Below are 20083 nucleotides of genomic sequence, written 5' to 3' on the forward strand. Positions count from 1 at the left end.
CTCGACGCTCACTCCGGCGCAGTTTCTTCCGATTTGTCGACGAACTTGCGCAGCAGCTTCTTGCCTTCCGGCGACTGCGCCAAGCCTTCGAGCATGCTGGCGATCGCGGTGCCGCCGTCGGCGGAGAACAAATCCATCACGCTGGAAATGCCTTTACCCGGCGTGCCGGCGTTGGAAATCACTTTGACGTCGGCGGACTTCAGCGCTTCCGCCTGGGCCATGCCGACGGCCTGCGCGGCTTCGATGTTGCGGATGCCGAGCAAGTAATTCTGGTACCCCTGATCGCTGCCGATCTTCTCGGCTAGTTTGATCTGCGCATCCACCGGCGCCATCAGGATCGCGGTTTCGGCCTGGCCCTTCGCGTTGCCTTCGGCGGCGATGCCTTCGGCGTTGCGCTTGGCGGCTTCCAGTTTGCCTTCGGCGGTGAGCACGGTCTGCTGCTTGTCGCCTTCGGCCGACACGATCGACACCTGCTTGTTGGCCTCGGCCGACACCACCGCGACCTGCCGGTTCGCCTCGGCCTGCACGATGGCGACGTCCTTGGCCTGCGCCGCGGCGATGACGGCGGCCTCGCGGTTGATCTCCGCGCCGCGCACGGTTTTCACCTGCAGCACGTCCATGTCCTTGGCCGCGGTTTCGCGCTGCTGCACCTTCACTTGCTGCGCGGCTTGTTCGTTGGCCACGCCGACGTTCTTGTCCTTCTCGGCGGTACGCAGGCCCACCTGCTCGGCGGCCAGCTGGCGCGACATTTCGATTTCGCGCTTGGCGGCGATCTCGGCCATTTCGGCCTGGCGGGTGTTGTCGGCCACCACCAGGCGCGATTCGCGCTCTATGCCCGACGTGCGCTTGGCCATGATGTTCTGGATCACGTCGCTTTCCTTCGCGTCGCGGATATCCATCAACTCGATGTTCTTGATCGCCTCCACGCCCCACCCGCTCAGCTGCGGCTGCACTTCCTTGGTGAAGGCCTCGCCGAAGCGGCTGCGGTCGAGCATGATCTGGTCGATCTCGTGCCCGGCCAGCACGGTGCGCACGGCGCCCTGAACGATGGCGGTCAACTGTTCCTTCAACTCGTCGAACGAGGCCACGCGCTGCGCGGCGGTGTTGGAATCGCTGATGCGGAAGAAGGCCATCACGTGGACCAGGAACGGGACGCGTTCCTTGTCGTAGGCGGCGTAGTCCGGCAGGTCGATGGCGAAGTTCGACACGGGCAAGGTGACGCGGGTCAGGCCGATCAGCGGGAAGCGCGACGGCCATTCGTAGTAGGTGTTGCTGTCGAAGCCCTTGCCGTAGGACACGGTGTTCTTGCGGGTCTGGACGATATGGACTTCGTTGACCGGCACGACCCGGCGCAGGGCCAGGGCCCAGAAGAACATAATGGCGCCGACGATGGCGGCCGCGGCGACGATGGCGACCAGGATCAGGGACATGCCGAGCATGGGACGGGTCCGGTTGGGTTGGGCAAGGAGGCGCAGTATAGGGGGGCACTCCCGGCCGGGAGCAATCGGGCGGCGGGCGCCTAACCGTAGGGCGGAACCGCCGCAGGCGATTCCGCCGATGCCGTGTCGCAAGTTCGACCTACGAGTTCTGAGACGGCTTCTCCGGAACATTCGCAGCGGGTGAAAGGGCGTGATGTTGGGGTTTTACCCAACCTACGGGCTTTACCTAACAGCAGAGGACGCCTCCAATACATACAACTGATTCAACAACAAGAACTCCCTGATGTCGTCTTCCAACCTATGCGATAGCTCCGCATGCGCCCTGCGATTTCTAAATGCGGAATAGGCACCTATAAAAAGCGAAGCCCGACCTTTCGCCTCACCCTCATCGACACCCTCCCAAAAGAGCAGCGAACCATCAACTTGAAATGCCTTTGCAAATAGCTTCGAACCAACGGCTCCAACAAGTCCGCACTTAGAAGCCAAAATTTGTTCCAATCGACGATATCCGGTCATGATTGCAGCATCCGGCTCTTTCTGAAATCTAATCGCAAGATCCATAATTCTGCTGTCAATAAGACGGAATGGAATTAATGGCGGGAAGAACTCGTTAGCGCTCGATTTTTTCTCTATAGCGTCTGTCACATCGTATATATAGTCGTACCATCGAGTCGGCCTGATCGCTTTAGACTCTTCGATGATCTGGATGTCCTTATTAGTCATGGCGCTCCTGCCAAGGCGGTCAAGGATGCCTCTAGAAACATCGACCTCTTCTACAGCGACCCCGAATTCATGCAGAGCCAGAAGAGCAGCCGCGAGCCCCCTTGGTCCCTCGCCAGAATACCCAGAAGTAAATCCGTCCTTGATCGCTATGTAGTCGGTCTCATCCAACCGCAACAGGAAAGAATGCTGATGCCCGCAGGTCAACAAAGTAGCCCCAGTAATCCAAGCGTCGCACTGAATAAGCCTGATGATCGCAATGACACATGCTTGAGTAATACCAGAAAGGCCGTGATATTCGATTCCCGCCAGATCGTTCTCAGCAGTCATTTTCAGCGCCCCATAAAAGGCCACATCTATCGCACATTAACAGCGATGTCAGCTAGTGAAAAACGGGGTCAGAGACCATTACTAATAACGGTCCCTGACCCCGTTCTGCCGGGGTGAAACCCCAACGTCGCACGCTCACATCAGCGACGATCTCGACAGGAAAGCAGGGCTCCGGACATGGCGCAGCTCGTGACAGATGGTGATGTTGGGGTTTCACCCCAACCTACGAGCTAAACTCTTAAGACGTCGACCCCAAGCGACAACATAGAATTCGTCTCGACATCGTCCACAAAATCCCTCCATGTACCCTGCTCAGTCCGCCTAGAACAATATGAGCATGCCATCGATATAAACGATGTCGCGACATCCCCTAGATCGATCAGAAACTGATCGATCTCAGACTGGTGACTCTCGCCGTACGATAGAAAAATAGAATCCCGAAAACTTGCCTTACCTACATATCTTGCAGCCTCAACCAAAAAATTCACCTGCTGCGTGTCCAGATAGCGGTCGCGAAGTTCGCGCGCACGTCTAGTTCTGAAATCATGAACGCCTAAAGCAAGAAATTCAGGTGTTTCGCGCACTGTATGTTCCGCACGCTCCCGCTCGAACTTAACCGTACCGTGCAAGTACGAAACCAGCCCACCCCACGCCTCCGACGCACTAGATGGCGTTCGACTTAAATCATGTAAATTATTTTTTCGATACCGCTCGATCTCTTGCTCTGAGTCGGTTTTTACAAGCGTCGATATAAACGGCGAAAAAGGTGGAAAGATAAGATTGTGCGCAACAATATCTTCCTGCCACGCATAAGCTAACACCTCTATCCCATCTACGCGCCGGCCACTCGCTGCTGCGACCATAGCAGCGGCAGCGGAATGGATACAGTGGTACCACGTAGAAATTGCTGGCCGACACACATCGTACCCATTCTCCGAGTTGGTTATTGTTATGAGCCCCGCCAAATGATTAAAAGCAAGAAAAACGTTCTCGAACACGGCTGTGTCTGCAGCACTATCTACTGGTCTCCGCGCAACATTGGAGTAGAAACTATGCAATGTCGCAGCCTCAAAGCTCTTATCGTCAACGAGCAGAGCGAGAGCTCTCATCCAATTCACAGTACCGTAAAATGCGAAATGTGGCGCTGGCTGGTCCAGCTCAAACAAGCGATTTAACAACCACCTTTGCGCACCTCCTCTCATATCAGCTCCTCCTGCATGACCAGCACATTAGCGATACCACTCAGTTAAATCTCTTATATGTTGACTGGCATCGGAGACGGACGGCTTAAAGACAATTTCCTTTTCGCTGATTGTTTGGATGTATGGCAGGAGCTCTGCAACGTCTTCCGGCAGAAACCCGTACCTCATTAATAAAACCTGCATGGCATCGTTTGTACCGAACCGCATTAGTTCGATTAACTTTAAAGCTCTAATATCGTTACTAAATGCATAATAGATCTTGAAAGCCGCGGTAAATACGTCGTTCAATCCAAACGAAATCACCTGGTCCAGGTAATCATATGTGTCAAAGACCACCGCGTCATAATTAACGTTTTTCGCGAGCGTCCCCTTAGGAAAAAGCGGAAATAAATTTTCTAAACTGGCGTCTGGCAATGCATTAGCTTTCTGCGCGAACATAGCTTCTCCGGCGTGACGCTGGTCGCGACGCGCAATTCGGCTGAAGCGAAGACCAACAATCTCACTAAACGATCGGCCTTGAAATGTCTGGATCATTAGACCTATTGCCGTATGGAATATCGCCTGCTCGCCAGGCCTAAGGTGCCTATCCAACGACGCTTCGTAAATGACCCGAAGATTCTCTTCGACTTTCAAACGAGCACGCCGGTTCGAACCACCCCTCAAAGACCGCGATAATTCGTAGCCATTTGCGTAAACAATATCGAGTACCGCGCTTGCCGCGCTGCGTACTTCTAGACGTTCGAGACGCTCTGCTTTAGATTGCGGGATGTGCAATTGTTCGTCGAAAGTACCTTCACGGATCGCCTCAAGCAGTTCACTCATATCAAAGTCAGCCGGAAGCTCATCAGCATCGATCAAGGAAGCTTCAGATAGAACAAAGCTATGCTCCAACCTTTCAGCAAGCATTTGTGGATTCTTCGTGTAGACATAACCGAAATCAAATTTCTGAGCGTCAGTTAGCCGGCCTGCTCGGCCGATTAGATTCTTGAACGCTAGTGATTTTGCAGAATCATCCTTACCTAATAACCGCGAAGTATCCAACCAAACCACATCGAATGGCATGTTGACGCCTTGCACTAATGTACTAGTTGCAAAACAGATTCGCGCATGCCCCTGGCGAACAAATTCCTCGATTAGGAAACGAACTTCTAATGGAACAGAGCCGTGGTGAATAACAACACCCTTTCTAAGCAGCTCCACCATTTTCGAATAATGCCCACGCTGGTCCGCACCTAAGAGATGCTCTATGGCAGAAACGATTTCGATTGCCTTTGGATGCGCGACCTCATCAAATCGATTGATAAATTCACTGAACCCTTCCAAGAAGGACTGGTTATAGATCGAATTCTTTGTTACATAAACGAGAACTGAGTGCCCCGAACTTAAAGCAAATTCTGCAAAATCCCCCTCGAACGTAAGGCAGTTTTTTAGTAGATGGCCACCCTCCTCATATGGCGAAAAGTAATAATCACTGCCGTTCGAGTGACCAAAAACGAAGACTTTCCCGACAGCGCCATAAGGATATGTTCTTGCAAAAGCACGGTTTTCTGGCAGATGGTGCTTCGAAAATTGTGCTTCTGGGTTATCGACAAATGGATGCGCAAAAACCAACTTCGCATTAGGAAATGCGCCGTTAACGCGACGAATCAGAACGTCGAACACCACACCCCGTTCCGCCTCCTCTGATATTTGGGCTTCGTCGAAGAAAAACGTCGTCACTGCAAGCTGCTCACGCATTTCGAATAAATCTCGCGCCCGCTCCGGGGTCAGAACAAATATTCTTCGGAGTGGTCGCTGAGTAAAAACGTGATCGACAAACGGCATAATCATCACATTCTTGTCGCTCGCAAATGCCAGTCGCATGACAGACAAATACTCGGCAATTAGCGCGCGAGACGGCACAACTACGACGGCATCACCATTCTCACTGGCAATAAAGTCGCGAATCGAATAGGACTTCCCCGCGCTTGTTGGGGCGGATATTGAAATAAATTGATTCTCGCCGAGAGCTCGCCGCACGCTTGCCTGCACTGGCGTCAATACGACCCCACTCTCTAACCGGTGCGCCTCACCCATCTGGCGGATAAGAAATGCGTAAAGACTGTTTGGCGACGCGACCTTGTAAAAGAGCCCCATTGCAGCAAGGATTTTTTCCTCCAATTGCTCAAAGGCCTCACTATGAAATACCTTATAAAGGCTGAGTGTCTCCAGAAGCCGCTGCGTATCTGGGCCATGCGTATGAAGCCGCGCCAACAATTCCGCCAAGGTCGTGGACGGCATATTGTCGGCCATAATTTCTCTAAGCGTCATAGACGACACCGACCAAATAAATCTGGCTTATTTTGTGGGTGCCGGCCAAAGCTTTGGCTTTCGTTATAGCGTTCTTGATAACAATATCCGGATTGGCAGCATTGATAGAAAATGCAGCCACAACCCCGAAATCTTCGTTATCAAGGTTTTGTATCGCCTTTAATGGAACTAGCTTTTCAAGGTGCGTGCGATCTCTGAAATGCTTTTCTGCTTCTAGGAAACTGGAAATCTGACTGATTGCCGCACCGTGAGGACTCTTCTGCGATGAATATTTTGCTTCGCCGAAATGGACTCGTTCAGCAGGGCAAACTGTATGAAAGTCGAAACCCTCATTCTGCTTAGCTTGTGGTTTCCACAATTCCGCCAACGGAACTTCATAGTGACTAAATACCTGATTTAGCGCCCTAGCAGCCCCCATCGATACCATTAGTTCGCCAAACTCTTCTTGGATGTCACTCGGCGGTATCAAGGATGCAGCTTTGAAAATATCGATTAATAGCGCCGCTGTCTCCGCTACGGTCTTTTCGTACGCGCGTCGCGCCCCCTTGTCTAGGTGCGCCATCCAGGAGGTGTCAACCACAATCTGGGTAAGTTCATGCGCGAGCTTACCTACATCGGATACGGAAACCCTGCAGGCACGAATATTGTCGACTGCCAAGGCAGGCAATTCGCAGTGATCACATCCCCATGCAATATCGCTTATAACCCCAGTTGTACTCATTGCGCTCCAGCCCCCCGACCAATGCCGCAATTGCCTTCGATATCCGTCGAATGCAGTGTAATTCTCTGAGATTCCGGCCGGAAGGTAGGACGAAAGGCGAACGGATGCAAACAAGCCGCCCTGTAGGCGGCTTGAGAAAATTCTTAAAAGCAGAGTCCCGAGGTCTTGCCCTCACCCGATCCCATCTTCCGCAAGCGGATGATGGCTTTGGACATAGCAGGTTACATATTCCGCCGATACTCCCCACCCACGTCATAAAGGGCATGACTAATCTGCCCCAACGAATGCGTCTTAACCGCCTCCATCAACGCCGCGAACACGTTCTTGCGGTCGCGGGCGGTGTTCTGCAGGTAGGCCAGGCCGTGGCCGTCGTGGACGAAATTCTGCTCCTCGTCCGAGCCGGCCAGATGACCGTGTGAGGTCTCGCCGGACGGGGCCAGGGCGTTGCGGGATTGCTGCCAGTTGGCGACGTTGGCGATCTGCTGGCCTTTCTCTTCCTCGGTCGAGCGGATCAGTTCGATCTCGGTAGCGATCTCGCCGCCGTGTTCCTTGGGCAGGAAGGTATTCACGCCCACCAGCGGCAGGCTGCCGTCGTGCTTCTTGTGCTCGTAGTACAGGCTCTCTTCCTGGATCTTGCCGCGCTGGTACATGGTGTCCATCGCACCGAGCACGCCGCCGCGTTCGCTGATCGCTTCGAATTCCTTGTACACCGCCTCTTCCACCACGTCGGTGAGGTATTCCACCGCGAAGCTGCCCTGCCACGGGTTCTCGTTGAAGTTGAGGCCCAGTTCCTTGTTGATGATCATCTGGATCGCCACCGCGCGGCGCACCGATTCTTCGGTGGGCGTGGTGATCGCCTCGTCGTAGGCGTTGGTGTGCAGGCTGTTGCAATTGTCGAACAGCGCGTACAGCGCCTGCAGCGTGGTGCGGATGTCGTTGAACTGGATTTCCTGCGCGTGCAGGCTGCGGCCGCTGGTCTGGATGTGGTACTTCATCATCTGCGAGCGCTCGTTCGCGCCGTAGCGCTCGCGCATGGCGCGGGCCCAGATGCGTCGCGCGACGCGGCCGATGACCGTGTATTCCGGATCCATGCCGTTGCTGAAGAAGAACGACAGGTTGGGCGCGAAGTCGTCGATCTTCATGCCGCGCGCCAGGTAGTACTCGACGATGGTGAAGCCGTTACTCAGGGTGAAAGCGAGCTGGCTGATCGGGTTCGCGCCCGCTTCGGCGATGTGGTAGCCGGAGATCGACACCGAATAGAAGTTGCGCACCTTCTGGTCGACGAAGTACTGCTGGATGTCGCCCATCATCCGCAGCGCGAATTCGGTGCTGAAGATGCAGGTGTTCTGCGCCTGGTCTTCCTTCAGGATGTCGGCCTGCACCGTGCCGCGCACGGTGGCCAGGGTTTCGGCCTTGATCCTGGCGTAGGTGTCGGCGTCGACCATCTGGTCGCCGGACACGCCCAGCAAACCCAAACCCAAGCCGTTGTTGGTGGGCGGCAACTCGCCGTGGTACTGCGGACGCGCGCGGCCTTCGAACAATTTCGCCAGCTTCTTCTCCGCTTCCGCCCAGCGCTGCGGATCTTCCTTCAAATACTTTTCGACTTGCTGGTCGATGGCGGTGTTCATGAACATCGCCAGGATCATCGGCGCCGGGCCGTTGATGGTCATCGAAACGGACGTGGTCGGCGCGCACAGGTCGAAGCCGGAGTACAGCTTCTTCATGTCGTCCAGCGTGGGGATGTTGACGCCGGAGTTGCCGATCTTGCCGTAGATGTCCGGGCGCGGCGCCGGGTCTTCGCCGTACAGCGTAACGCTGTCAAAAGCGGTGGACAGGCGCGCGGCGGGCTGGCCGACGCTGAGGTAATGGAAGCGGCGGTTGGTGCGCTCGGGCGTGCCTTCGCCGGCGAACATGCGGATGGGATCTTCGCCGGTGCGGCGGTAGGGATACACGCCGCCGGTGTAGGGATAGCTGCCCGGCAGGTTTTCCTTGCCCAGGAAGGTCAGCAGCTCGCCCCAGCTCTTGTAGGTGGGCGCGGCGATCTTCGGCACTTTCTGGTGGCTGAGCGATTCGCGGTAGTTTTCGACCTTGATCGCCTTGCCGCGGACTTCGTATTCGGTGAATTCGTCGGTGATGGACTTCAGGCGTTGCGGCCAGTCGCGCAGCAGCTTCAGGTTTTCGCTGGTGAGGGATTGGACGGCGTCGTTGTAGCGTTGGCGCAAAGTCAGCAGCGAGCGGTCGACCGCTTGAGCCCCCTCTCCCGCCTGCGGGAGAGGGTTGGGGTGAGGGTGCGCCGCGACCTGGCTGCCCTCACCCGCGCTTTCGGCGCGACCTCTCCCGCTCGCGGGAGAGGTTTGGAGTGCGTCGGCGCCGTAAAGATCGAGTTGCTTAGGCAATTGCTCGTCGCCGAGTTCGTGCAACGCCTGCCAGAACGCCTGCGCGCGATCCGCGGCTTCGGCCTGCTTCTCGATGGAGGCGTTGATCGCCCTGCCCTGTTCGGCGATTTCGGCCAGATAGCGGACGCGGGCGCCGGGGATCAGCACGGTGGCGCGCGGTTCTTTCAGCGAGGTGTCGAGCTTCGGCGTCCAAGTTTCCGCCGGCAGATGCAATTTCTCGCGCAGCAGTCGCGCCAGGTTGACGAACATCCAGCTGACGCCGGGGTCGTTGAACTGGCTGGCGATGGTCGGATAGACCGGGACGTCTTCGTCCTTGGTCTTGAACGCGGTGCGGTTGCGCTTCCACTGCTTACGGATGTCGCGCAAGGCGTCTTCGGCGCCGCGCTTGTCGTACTTGTTCAGCACGATCAGCTCGGCGTAGTCGATCATGTCGATCTTCTCAAGCTGGCTGGCCGCGCCGTAGTCGCTGGTCATCACATACATGGGGAAATCGACCAGGTCGACGATTTCCGAATCGGATTGGCCGATGCCGGCGGTTTCCACGATCACCAGGTCGTAGCCCAGGCCCTTCAGGAACGCGATGCAATCCTTCAGCACGGCGTTGGTGGCCACGTTCTGGCGGCGGGTGGCCATCGAACGCATGTAGACGCGATGGCTGCGCAGCGAGTTCATGCGGATGCGGTCGCCGAGCAGCGCGCCGCCGGTGCGGCGGCGGGTCGGGTCGACCGAGATCACCGCGATCTTCATCTGCGGGAAGCTGGCCAGGAAGCGGTTAAGCAGTTCGTCGGTGACCGACGACTTGCCGGCGCCGCCGGTGCCGGTGATGCCGACCACCGGCGTCTTGCCGCCGGCCAGTTGCCATTCCTTGCGCAGCTTGGAGAGTTCGGCTTCGGTGTAGTCGCCGTCTTCGATGGCGGACATGACTCGACCGATCGAGATTTCGTCTTGTAGGGTGGGCTTCAGCCCACCTTTTGCGGCCTCTGGCGAATTAGCATCGTCCGGGTTACGGCGGGCTGAAGCCCGCCCTACGTCTTCACGGGCTTTTTTGGCGCGCACAACCACGTCTTCGATCATTTCCACCAAGCCCATCTTCATGCCGTCGTTGGGGTGGTAGATGCGTTCGACGCCGTAGGCTTCCAGTTCGCGGATCTCTTCGGGCGTGATCGTCCCGCCGCCGCCGCCGAACACGCGGATGTGCGAAGCGCCGCGTTCCTTCAGCATGTCGACCATGTATTTGAAGTATTCGACGTGGCCGCCCTGGTAGCTGGACAGGGCGATGGCGTCGGCGTCTTCCTGCAGCGCGGCGCGGACCACGTCCTCGACCGAGCGGTTGTGGCCCAGGTGGATGACCTCGGCGCCTTGCGACTGGATCAGCCGGCGCATGATGTTGATCGCCGCGTCGTGGCCGTCGAACAGGCTGGCGGCGGTGACGAAACGCAGCGGGCTGCGGTCGGCGTCGGTCTGGGGGAGGCTGGCGGCGGGAGTGCTCATGGGCCGTCTGTACGGAAACTGGGGTGTCCGTATTGTAGCGCCTTGGCTTTTCGGGGCTGCGAAGGGCGCTGACCCGGCTTTTTTGTGGGAGCGGCTTTAGCCGCGAGCTCTTTCCCCCAAATCGTTGCGGACGCCGCGATTTGATAGAAAAAGCTCGCGGCTAAAGCCGCTCCCACAGAGAGCGAAGCTCGACAGGGGCTGAACCGGAATTCGGCGCGCGTCATCGGAGCCGGCATGGGAGCGTTGTCGGGAGCGACGGCGATCCGTCATTCCACCTGGAGTCCCGTATGAACCTGCGTCCCCTCCTCCTCGCCGCCGCGATCGCGGCCTTGCCGCTGGCGGCCTTGCATTCCGAAGCCGCACAGGCGCGCGGCTACGTCAGCATCAATGTCGGCATCGCGCCACCGCCTCCGCGTTACGAGCGCGTGGTGGTGCGTCCGGGTTACGTCTGGGCGCCGGGTTATTGGCGCTGGAACGGCCGCCGCCATGTCTGGGTCGGCGGCTATTACGCGCCGGCGCGGCGCGGTTATGCGTACGTGCCGGCGCGTTGGGAACCTTATCGCCATCAGTGGCGGTTCCACGACGGTTATTGGGTGCGGCGTCGTTAGAGGTTCGGTATGCGGGAGCGGCTTCAGCCGCGAGCTCTTCCCATTCAAAGCGACAATCGAGAGCTCGCGGCTGAAGCTGCTCCCACAAAAGCACAGGCAGCGGGCAAGCCCCGCTCTACAAAGCAGCCTCGCCTAGATATCCAAGGCTCGACAAAGCACGCTGCGCCGATCGTCCAATCCGGCTTCCGAACGGTGCATGTCGAAACCCGTCTCGCTGGTGCTGCGCCGGCCCAGGATGCGGGCGATGGTGGCTTCGAGCGTGGCGCGGTCGTCGTCGAAGCCGCCGTGCGCGGTGGCGTTGGCGCTGTCCGGCGGCGGCGCCGGCGTGGGCGAGAGGATCCAGGTCAAACGGCCCTCGTGCAGCAGTTGGTGCACGCGTTCGTAGCCGTACGCCTGGTCGGCCGGCGTTTTCGCTTCGATGAAGCGGGCCATGCCGGCCAGCGGCGTGCCTTGGCTCAGGCGCCGGTCGATCCAGCTGCGGGCCTGTTTTTCGAAAGCGTGCGCGATCAGGTACAGCAGCGACTTGTGGTAGACGCCGGCGCAGTGGTCGTCGTTCTCGGCTTTGTCGGTGAGGGTGAACACCGCGGCGCGTTCGATGCGCTTGTTCTCGATGGCCGGCACGAAGCTCATCAAGAAAGAGTCCATCGTCATCGCCGGCGCCCACAGATTGACGCTTTCGATCTTGCCGCCCAACCCGGACATGCCGTGCGCCGGGCCGCCGACGATCTGCCCGGAAGTAGTCAACAACTGCACCAGCGGCGCCATCAGCACGCTGCCGCCGCTGTGCGCGGCGACGTGGATCTCCACCGACGGATCCTGCTGTTGCCATTCGTGCAGGAGCCGCGCGACCAAGGCCGCGCCGCCGGCTTCCTGCAGACCGTCCGCGGTGCGCACCACGGCGGTGGTGGCGAGGACGGCGTTCTCCTTCATTTCGTCCCACAGCGCCTTGCCGCCTGCGGCGCGCGCCAGCGGCTCGATGGTGTCGTCCAGGCGATCGAGCAGCAGTTCCTTGGCTTTGTCCATCAGGCCTTCGCTGCGCGGCTTGGCGCAGTCGCGCAGTACGTTGCCGAGCGTGCTCCACAAGTCGGTCTTCCAGACGAAGCACAGCGGGTAGATTTCCTCCTTCAGCATGGCTTCGCGGTAATCGGCTACGCGCTGGGTCGCCGCCTGCTCGGGCACCAGGCCGCCGTGCGCGTACAGCATCACGCGCTTCTTTTTCCAAGTGCGCATGGCGTCGCGCATGTCCTTGCGGATCAGGTTGCGCACGTCCTCGACCGTGGTGCCGAAGCGGCCGCTGTCGCGCAGTTGGCCGTTGTTGCCCAGGCTGACGAGGTGCGGGCGCAGATCGGCCTGCGCGTAACCGGTGGACTGAGGCGCCAAGGCCGAGTTGCTCACCGCCGCCGCCTGCGCGCGGCGCAGGTGCACCGGCACCGCCAAGCGCGCGACCCAAACGTCGGTGCCGCGCTGCAGCCATTCGTCGTAGCTCACATGGCCGAAGCCGCCGCGGCCCCAATCGCGGCCCCAGGAATTCTGGAACCAGAAGCCATCGGCGTCGTAGCCGACGATGGCGAAGGCGTGGTAGCCCGCTTCGCGCTGTTCGTTCCAAACCAGCCGGCCGTTTTTGGGCGGATCGAGCCAGCCGTCGTGCACGCCGCAGGACGCGTACAGCACGCCGACTTCGGCGAAGGCCGCGTGCATCGCCACCAGATCCTTGTGGTTGACGCGCAGATAGGCGCCGAGCGGATAGTTCAAGGCCTCGCGCGCGCGTTCTTCGGTGTAGGGCTCCATCTGCATGCCCGGCGTGTACGGCCAGCGTTTTTCCGAACACACGCCGTGGCGGTGCCAGCCCTTCATCGCGCCGCGGCAACTGGAGCCGGAATAGCTTTCGCCGCGCCATTCGTCGTAGCGCCGCGCCATGTCGTAGAGCATGCGCGTGCTGACCTGGGTGCGCACCGGGCCGGAGCTGCGGGTGCGCAGCAAGGTGTGCGCGACGGTCGCGAGGGCGAAGGCGGTGCAAGCGCCGTCGTCGCCTTGGTCCAGCACCGGCACGCCCAGGCGCAGGTGGCGCGACAGCGGCACCGAGGTCGGCACGTCGACCAGGGTCGGTTCGAACATGCGGTCGCGGAAATCGGCGGTGTCGGGGCGCGCGTCGAACAGACGCGATGCGGGGGCCGTTTTGCGGGGTGTTTTCTTGCGGGTAGCCATCTGCCTTCCTTCATGGGCGCCGCTTTTGTGGGAGGGGCTTCAGCCCCGACTGGCGCTGTCGGGGCTGAAGCCCCTCCCACAAAAGCGGCTGCATCTGCGGATGAGGAATCGTACGAAAGCCGCGTCTCCCAAACCGCGACTGCCCTCCCGCTCCGCTTGTCGCTTTGCGCCGCCCCGCCGATACTGCGGCGAATGGCCCGTACGACGGCTCTGGGGAATCACGAATGACGCGCGTCCAACGCATCCTGGCCTGGGGCGCTCTCGCCACGGCGTTGTCGCTGGTCAGCGGCTATTTCCTGGCCGATTACCTGACCCCGCAAGCCACCGGCGAACCCAGCCGGGCCTTGCCGGTGCGAGCGGCGCAGACGGCGCTGGACCGCGAACTGGTGCCGCTGCTGGCCCGCCATCCCGGCCAAACCGGCGCATTGATGCTGACCGACGGCGTGGACGCCTTCGCCGCGCGCGCGATGTCGGCGCGCAGCGCCGGACGCAGCCTGGATCTGCAGTACTACATCTGGCACGACGACCTCACCGGCCGCCTGCTCGGCCGCGAGGCCTATCGGGCGGCCGAGCGCGGCGTGCGCGTGCGCATGCTGATCGACGACATGAACGCGGAAGGGCTGGATTCCAAGCTGCTCGCGCTGGACCAGCATCCGAACGTCGAGATCCGCGTCTACAACCCGTTCCGCAACCGGCGCGGCCTGTGGCGCGTGTTGGAAATGGTGCAGCGCATCTTCAGCGTCAACCACCGTATGCACAACAAAGCCTGGATCGCCGACGGCCGCGTCGCAGTGGTGGGCGGGCGCAACATCGGCGAGGAGTATTTCGGCGCGGGCAAGGACGTCAATTTCCGCGACCTGGACCTGCTGCTGTTCGGCCCGGCGGTGAAGGACGCCAGCGGCATCTTCGACCAGTACTGGAACAGCGAGGCGGCGGTGCCGCTGTCGGCGTTGTCCAAGAAATATCCGCGCGAGCTGAAGTTCCTGATCGATCAAGTGAAGATCGAAGCCGAAAGCGACCAGGCCAAGCGTTACCTGAGCCGCGTCGAAGGTTCGTCGAACGTGCGCAAATACATGGCCCAACAGTTGGAGCCGTTCTGGAGCGACCGGATCCGCGTCGTGGCCGATCCGCCTTTGAAATGGAAGAACGACGATCGCGAAGGCTGGCTGGCGCAACGCATCCAGGGCGAGCTGGGCGATGCGAAGCGCAAGGCGCTGGTGATCTCGCCCTACTTCGTGCCCGGCGACGGCGTGTCCGCGCACCTGCGCAAATTGGCGCGCGACGGCGTGGCCGTGGGCGTGGTCACCAACTCGCTGGCCGCCAACGACGTGTTCGCGGTGCACAGCGGCTACAGCCGGTACCGTCCCGACCTGCTGCGCGGCGACGTGCGCCTGTACGAAATGCGTTCGCAGGCGCGGCCGGGCGCGGCCAGCCTGTTCGGCAGCAGCGGCGCCAGCCTGCACACCAAGGCCTTCGTGGTGGACGACGCGCGCGGCTTCATCGGATCGTTCAACCTGGATCCGCGTTCGGTCGACTTGAACACCGAAATGGGCGTGCTGTTCGAGGATCGCGGCCTGGCCGTGGCGCTGCGCAACGAATACCTGCGGCTTTCTTCGCCCGAGCTCAGCTATTGGGTGTATCTGGACCGCGACGGCGACGTGCGCTGGCTGGACCGCGCGCAGAAGCCGCCGTTGATGATCGAGCACGAACCCGACACCGGCGCGATGAAGCGCGCCGTCACCCGCGCGATCGGCTGGCTGCCGATCGAATCGCAATTGTGAGCCCGGGGCGCGGACGGCGATGAGCCCGACCGCCGACCGCGACTTGGCCGCGCTGCGCATCGCGATCGACGGCGGCGATCCGGAAGCGATGCTGCGGCTGGCATCGGCGCTGGCGCAGCGCGGCGAGACCGAACAAGCCTTCGCCATGCGCAAGCGCGCGGCGATCGAAGGCCATGCGCCGGCGCAGACCGCGCTGGGGCGCATGCTGTTGCGCGGCGAAGGCTGCCTGCCCGATCCGCGCACCGCGGTGTATTGGCTGCGCCGCGCCGAAGCGACCGGCGACGCCGAGGCCAGCTACCACTTGGCCTTCGTTTCGCTCGGCGGCGTGGCGATGCCGCGCGACGGCCGCATCAACGAACGCGTGCTGGCGGCCGTGCAGGGCGATTTTCCGCTGGCGTTGCGCGCGGCCGCGATCCATTTCGGACGCAAGCGCCACGAAGTCGACCAAAGCGCCTGCGTGCGTTTGCTGGAACGCGCGGCGAACTACGGCGACGCGATCGCGGCGCAATTGCTGGCCGAGCGTTCGATGCGCGGCGAAGGTTGCCCCGTCGACGCCGAAGCGGCGCATCGCATCCAGCGGCGCTTGAGCGAACTGGGCGTGCCCGCCCTGCCCGATATCGCCATTCCGGCCGCGGAACGCGAAACCAAGGAGATGCCGCCTGGCACGATCGCCTTGGAGGACATCCTGCACGCGCAATCGGCGCGGACGCTGTCCGAAACGCCGCGGGTGTTGCAGATCGACGGCTTGTTGTCGGCGGACGAATGCCGGTTCCTGATCGCGACCGCACAAGCCGGCGGCGGCGATGCGAACGAACGCAGCATCGACATCGCCGGCGAGGATCTGGCGGTGCGCTTGATCGAAGTGCGCATGGCGCGCTCGGCGCGGATGGAGCTGGCCCAGGCCGAGCCGCTGCTGCTGTCGCGCTTCGGCGCCGCGCAGCCTTATCTCCCCGGCGCGGGCGAGGCGGCGCCCGACGATCCGGACGAACGCTTGCGCACGATCCACGTGTTCCTGAATACGGTCGAAGGCGGCGGCGGCATCGCGTTCGATGCGAGCGGGCCGATCGCCGCGGCAGCCGGGCGCGCGGTGATCGTGGACGGCATAGCGCCGGTCGACGACGCGCCGGCGAGGCCTTCGACCGCAGGCGCGCATAAATGGCTGGCCACCCTGCGCTTCCGGCGCCGCCGCTTCCGCAGCTTCTGAAGCCGGCAGTTTCTGAACCACGCGGCTTCTGAACCAGGGTTTCCCCATCCGGCCGCGTATGCGGCTTTGCGCCGGGAACTGACTTAGAATATTGCGCCTGCCAGGTCCCGGCGGCCGTTTACGAACGCCGGGAAATGCAGGCATTTCAATATCTTAATCCACACCCTTAACGTCCCGCACGATGCGCAGATCCGGCGTCGGCGCTTGGAGTTCACGATGATTTTCGAAACGCTCGACACCTTCGGCCACGAGCAGGTCGTTTTCTGCCACAACAAGGACGCGGGCCTGAAGGCCATCATCGCGATCCACAACACGGTGCTCGGCCCCGCGCTGGGCGGCACGCGCATGTGGCCGTACAAGACCGAGCAGGACGCGCTGAACGACGTGCTGCGCCTGTCGCGCGGCATGACCTACAAGAACGCGGTGGCGGGCCTGAACATCGGCGGCGGCAAGGCGGTGATCATCGGCGATCCGGCCGCCGACAAGTCCGAAGCGCTGTTCCGCGCGTTCGGCCAGTTCGTCGAATCGCTGGGCGGGCGCTACATCACCGCCGAAGACGTCGGCATCGACGTCAACGACATGGAATACGTGTACCGCGAAACCGAATACGTCACCGGCGTGCACCAGGTGCACGGCGGTTCGGGCGATCCCTCGCCGTTCACCGCCTACGGCACGCTGCAGGGCCTGATGGCCACGCTCAACAAGAAGTACGGCGACGAGGAAGTCGGCAAGTATTCCTACGCCGTGCAGGGCCTGGGCCACGTCGGCATGGAATACGTGAAGCTGCTGAAGGAACGCGGCGCCAAGATCTTCGTAACCGACATCAACAAAGGCCTGGTCGACAAGGCCGTGTCCGAGTACGGCGCCGAAGCGGTGGGCCTGGACGAGATCTACGACGTCAACTGCGACGTCTATTCGCCGTGCGCGCTGGGCGGCACCGTCAACGAGCAGACCCTGCCCCGCTTGAAGGCCAAGATCATCTGCGGCGCGGCCAACAACCAGCTGGCCAACAACGCGATCGGCGACGAAGTGGAAAAGCGCGGCATCGTGTACGCGCCGGACTACGCGGTCAACGCGGGCGGCGTGATGAACGTGGCGCTGGAACTGGACGGCTACAACCGCGAACGAGCGATGCGCATGATGCGCACCATCTACCACAACCTGGCGCGGATCTACGAGATCTCCGAGCGCGACGGCATCCCGACCTACCAGGCCGCCGACCGCCTGGCCGAAGAGCGGATCAGCGCGATCGGCAAGCTCAAGCTGCCGCTGGGCCGCGCGGCGCCACGGTTCCAGGGACGCATCCGCGGACACTGAGTAAGATCGATGACGGGGCTTCGGCCCCGTCATGCTGTTCGGCCGGCATCGGAGGCCGCCTCACGCTTCAGGAGTAGAAATGCGAGCTTTTTCGTTGGGCGAAGAAATCGATGCGCTGCGCGATGCGGTCCGCCGCTTCGCCGAAGCCGAGATCGCGCCGCGCGCGGCGCAGATCGACCACGACAACGTCTTCCCCGCCGACCTGTGGCCCAAGCTGGGCGAGATGGGCCTGCTGGGCATGACCGTGCCGGGCGAATACGGCGGCAGCGGCATGGGCTTCCTGGCGCATATGGTGGCGATGGAGGAAATCTCGCGCGCCTCCGGCTCGGTCGGCTTGTCTTACGTCGCGCATTCGAATCTGTGCGTGTCCAACCTGTACGCCAACGGCAACGAAGAGCAGCGCAATAAGTATCTGCCCAAGCTGTGCAGCGGCGAGTGGAAGGGCGCGCTGGCGATGAGCGAACCGGGCGCCGGTTCGGACGTGGTCGGCTCGATGCAGTGCCGCGCCGAGAAGCGCGGCGACGCGTGGGTCGCCAACGGCAGTAAGATGTGGATCACCAACGGTCCGGAAGCCGATGTCGCCGTGGTCTATATGCGCACCGCCGGCAAGGACGCGGGCTCGAAGTGCATGACCGCCTTCATTGTCGAAAAAGGCATGAAGGGTTTCCGCGCCGCGCAGAAGCTGGACAAGCTGGGCATGCGCGGCTCGAACACGTCCGAATTGGTGTTCGAGGATTGCGAGATCCCGGCCGCGAACGTGCTGGGCGAAGCGAACCTCGGCGTGAAGGTGCTGATGAACGGCCTGAACACCGAGCGCTTGGTCATCACCGGCGGCCCGCTGGGTTTGATGCAAGCGGCGCTGGACGCCGCCCTGCCCTACGTGCGCGAACGCAAACAGTTCGATTCGCCGATCGGCACCTTCGGCCTGATGCAGGGCAAGATCGCCGACATGTACACAGCGTTGCAGTCCTCGCGCGCCTACGCCTACCAAGTGGCGCGCGACTACGACGAAGGCCGCAAATCGCGGATCGACGCGGCCAGCTGCCTGCTGCACGCGTCGGAAGCCTGCGTGCAGGTGGCGCTGGAGGCGATCCAGACGCTGGGCGGCAACGGCTACATCAACGAATATCCCACCGGCCGCCTCTTGCGCGACGCCAAGCTGTACGCGATCGGCGCCGGCACCAACGAGATCCGGCGGATGCTGATCGGACGCGAACTGTTCGACGGCAAGTCCTGAGCCCGGCTTGGTTCTTGTAGGAGTGGCTTCAGCCGCGAGCTCTTTCCTTCAAATCGCGACATTGCGGCGATTTCTGAGAAAAAGCTCGCGGCTGAAGCCGCTCCTACAAAGAGCCTTTCCTGCGGTAAATGGCGCTTGAGCGCCCCGGCGCAGCGTGGCAGGATCGTCCGGATGGCCAGCCCGCCTCCCGCTGCTCAGCATCTTCGCGACCTGGTGCGGCTGCGTCGCGTCCGCGACCGGATCGACCGCGAATACGCGCAACCGCTGGACGTCGAGGCGCTCGCCCGCGGCGCGCACATGTCGGCGGGGCACCTCAGCCGCGAATTCAAGCAAGCCTTCGGCGAGTCGCCGTACAGCTACCTCATGACGCGGCGCATCGAGCGCGCGATGGCGCTGCTGCGCCACGGCGAACTCAGCGTCACCGAAGTCTGCTTCGCGGTCGGGTGTTCCTCCCTGGGCACCTTCAGCACCCGCTTCGCCGAACTGGTGGGCATGCCGCCCAGCGTCTACAAGGCCGAGCAAACGCGCGCCACCGAGGGCATCCCCGCCTGCGTGGCCAAGCAAGTCACCAAACCGGTCAGGAATCGAGAAGCGCCGGCCACCGAGCCGGACCTAGCATGACGTCTCCACCCGACAGGACGACCGCCATGAACCTCACCATCCACTCCAGCTTTCTCCCGCACAACGATCCGGAGGCCACGTTGGCCTTCTACCGCGACGCCCTCGGCTTCGAGGTGCGCAAGGACGTCGGCTACAAGGGCCTGCGCTGGATCACGGTCGGCCCCGCCGGCCAGCCCGACACGAACATCGTGCTGCACCCGCCGGCCGCCACGCCCGGCATCACCGACGACGAGCGCCGCACCATCGCCGAGATGATGGCCAAGGGCACCTACGCCATGATCATCCTGGCCACCGCCGATCTCGACGCCACCTTCGCGAAGCTGGAGGCCGGCGGCGCCGAAGTCATCCACGAGCCGACCGAACAGCCGTACGGGATTCGCGACTGCGCCTTCCGCGACCCCTCCGGCAACCACGTCCGCATCAACGAAGCGAAGTGAGGCGAGCCGCTCGCGATCGCCGTCCCGCGCCTAAACGTCCGTACGTCCGCACCCGGCGAACCGC

General features: G+C 61.4%; 14 protein-coding genes. 7 read left to right on the forward strand and 7 right to left on the reverse strand.

Going from position 1 to position 20083, the window contains the following annotated elements; genetic code table 11:
- Window positions 1–8 precede the first annotated feature (8 nt).
- The 6 genes from FCE95_RS04370 to FCE95_RS04395 form a co-directional block, all read right to left on the reverse strand.
- Complete coding sequence (locus FCE95_RS04370; RefSeq protein ID WP_223266772.1) at window positions 9–1430, reverse strand: SPFH domain-containing protein; 1422 nt, start codon at window positions 1428–1430, stop codon at window positions 9–11.
- Between the two features lie 231 nt (window positions 1431–1661).
- Window positions 1662–2489, reverse strand: a complete 828-nt coding sequence (locus FCE95_RS04375) for a TIGR02391 family protein (protein ID WP_137265743.1) — start codon at window positions 2487–2489, stop codon at window positions 1662–1664.
- A gap of 230 nt (window positions 2490–2719) precedes the next feature.
- Entirely contained in the window at window positions 2720–3691 is a 972-nt protein-coding gene (locus FCE95_RS04380) for a hypothetical protein (protein WP_137265744.1), read from the reverse strand.
- Window positions 3692–3718: 27 nt separating this feature from the next.
- On the reverse strand, window positions 3719–5983 hold the full coding sequence (locus tag FCE95_RS04385; RefSeq protein ID WP_223266773.1) for a DEAD/DEAH box helicase: 2265 nt from the start codon (window positions 5981–5983) through the stop codon (window positions 3719–3721).
- A 7-nt stretch (window positions 5984–5990) separates the two neighbouring features.
- Window positions 5991–6659, reverse strand: a complete 669-nt coding sequence (locus tag FCE95_RS04390; protein WP_223266774.1) for a hypothetical protein — start codon at window positions 6657–6659, stop codon at window positions 5991–5993.
- Between the two features lie 284 nt (window positions 6660–6943).
- On the reverse strand, window positions 6944–10609 hold the full coding sequence (locus FCE95_RS04395) for a methylmalonyl-CoA mutase family protein (protein WP_137265747.1): 3666 nt from the start codon (window positions 10607–10609) through the stop codon (window positions 6944–6946).
- 287 nt (window positions 10610–10896) lie between these two features.
- On the opposite strand from FCE95_RS04395, the gene FCE95_RS04400 reads away from it, so the two are divergent.
- Window positions 10897–11217 (forward strand): YXWGXW repeat-containing protein, encoded by a 321-nt coding sequence (locus tag FCE95_RS04400; RefSeq protein WP_137265748.1) that lies wholly within the window; start codon window positions 10897–10899, stop codon window positions 11215–11217.
- 132 nt (window positions 11218–11349) lie between these two features.
- Here FCE95_RS04400 and FCE95_RS04405 read toward each other — a convergent pair whose 3' ends face one another.
- A complete protein-coding gene (locus tag FCE95_RS04405) occupies window positions 11350–13422 on the reverse strand; it encodes a C1 family peptidase (protein ID WP_137265749.1) in 2073 nt (690 codons plus the stop codon).
- Window positions 13423–13646: 224 nt separating this feature from the next.
- Here FCE95_RS04405 and FCE95_RS04410 point away from each other — a divergent pair, with 224 nt between their 5' ends.
- The 6 genes from FCE95_RS04410 (at window position 13647) to FCE95_RS04435 (ending at window position 20019) form a co-directional block, all read left to right on the forward strand.
- Window positions 13647–15203 (forward strand): phospholipase D family protein, encoded by a 1557-nt coding sequence (locus tag FCE95_RS04410; protein ID WP_137265750.1) that lies wholly within the window; start codon window positions 13647–13649, stop codon window positions 15201–15203.
- 19 nt (window positions 15204–15222) lie between these two features.
- A complete protein-coding gene (locus tag FCE95_RS04415; protein WP_137265751.1) occupies window positions 15223–16407 on the forward strand; it encodes a tetratricopeptide repeat protein in 1185 nt (394 codons plus the stop codon).
- Between the two features lie 216 nt (window positions 16408–16623).
- Window positions 16624–17724, forward strand: coding sequence for a Glu/Leu/Phe/Val dehydrogenase dimerization domain-containing protein (locus FCE95_RS04420; RefSeq protein WP_137265752.1), 1101 nt, complete (start codon window positions 16624–16626; stop codon window positions 17722–17724).
- A gap of 79 nt (window positions 17725–17803) precedes the next feature.
- Window positions 17804–18961 (forward strand): isovaleryl-CoA dehydrogenase, encoded by a 1158-nt coding sequence (locus FCE95_RS04425; RefSeq protein WP_137265753.1) that lies wholly within the window; start codon window positions 17804–17806, stop codon window positions 18959–18961.
- A gap of 171 nt (window positions 18962–19132) precedes the next feature.
- Window positions 19133–19582, forward strand: coding sequence for a helix-turn-helix transcriptional regulator (locus FCE95_RS04430; RefSeq protein WP_137265754.1), 450 nt, complete (start codon window positions 19133–19135; stop codon window positions 19580–19582).
- A gap of 26 nt (window positions 19583–19608) precedes the next feature.
- Window positions 19609–20019 carry a VOC family protein gene (locus FCE95_RS04435; protein ID WP_137265755.1) on the forward strand — a complete coding sequence of 137 codons (411 nt, stop codon included), beginning with the start codon at window positions 19609–19611 and terminating at the stop codon, window positions 20017–20019.
- Window positions 20020–20083 lie beyond the last annotated feature (64 nt).

The organism is Luteimonas gilva, assembly GCF_005239095.1.
Lineage (GTDB): Bacteria > Pseudomonadota > Gammaproteobacteria > Xanthomonadales > Xanthomonadaceae > Luteimonas_C > Luteimonas_C gilva.

Coding starts and splice junctions, on each gene's coding strand:
- FCE95_RS04370 (WP_223266772.1), bottom strand. CDS start 1,430: ATGTCCCTGATCCTGGTCGCCATCGTCGCCGCGGCCGCCATCGTCGGC.
- FCE95_RS04375 (WP_137265743.1), bottom strand. CDS start 2,489: ATGACTGCTGAGAACGATCTGGCGGGAATCGAATATCACGGCCTTTCT.
- FCE95_RS04380 (WP_137265744.1), bottom strand. CDS start 3,691: ATGAGAGGAGGTGCGCAAAGGTGGTTGTTAAATCGCTTGTTTGAGCTG.
- FCE95_RS04385 (WP_223266773.1), bottom strand. CDS start 5,983: ATGGCCGACAATATGCCGTCCACGACCTTGGCGGAATTGTTGGCGCGG.
- FCE95_RS04395 (WP_137265747.1), bottom strand. CDS start 10,609: ATGAGCACTCCCGCCGCCAGCCTCCCCCAGACCGACGCCGACCGCAGC.
- FCE95_RS04400 (WP_137265748.1), top strand. CDS start 10,897: ATGAACCTGCGTCCCCTCCTCCTCGCCGCCGCGATCGCGGCCTTGCCG.
- FCE95_RS04405 (WP_137265749.1), bottom strand. CDS start 13,422: ATGGCTACCCGCAAGAAAACACCCCGCAAAACGGCCCCCGCATCGCGT.
- FCE95_RS04410 (WP_137265750.1), top strand. CDS start 13,647: ATGACGCGCGTCCAACGCATCCTGGCCTGGGGCGCTCTCGCCACGGCG.
- FCE95_RS04415 (WP_137265751.1), top strand. CDS start 15,223: ATGAGCCCGACCGCCGACCGCGACTTGGCCGCGCTGCGCATCGCGATC.
- FCE95_RS04420 (WP_137265752.1), top strand. CDS start 16,624: ATGATTTTCGAAACGCTCGACACCTTCGGCCACGAGCAGGTCGTTTTC.
- FCE95_RS04425 (WP_137265753.1), top strand. CDS start 17,804: ATGCGAGCTTTTTCGTTGGGCGAAGAAATCGATGCGCTGCGCGATGCG.
- FCE95_RS04430 (WP_137265754.1), top strand. CDS start 19,133: ATGGCCAGCCCGCCTCCCGCTGCTCAGCATCTTCGCGACCTGGTGCGG.
- FCE95_RS04435 (WP_137265755.1), top strand. CDS start 19,609: ATGAACCTCACCATCCACTCCAGCTTTCTCCCGCACAACGATCCGGAG.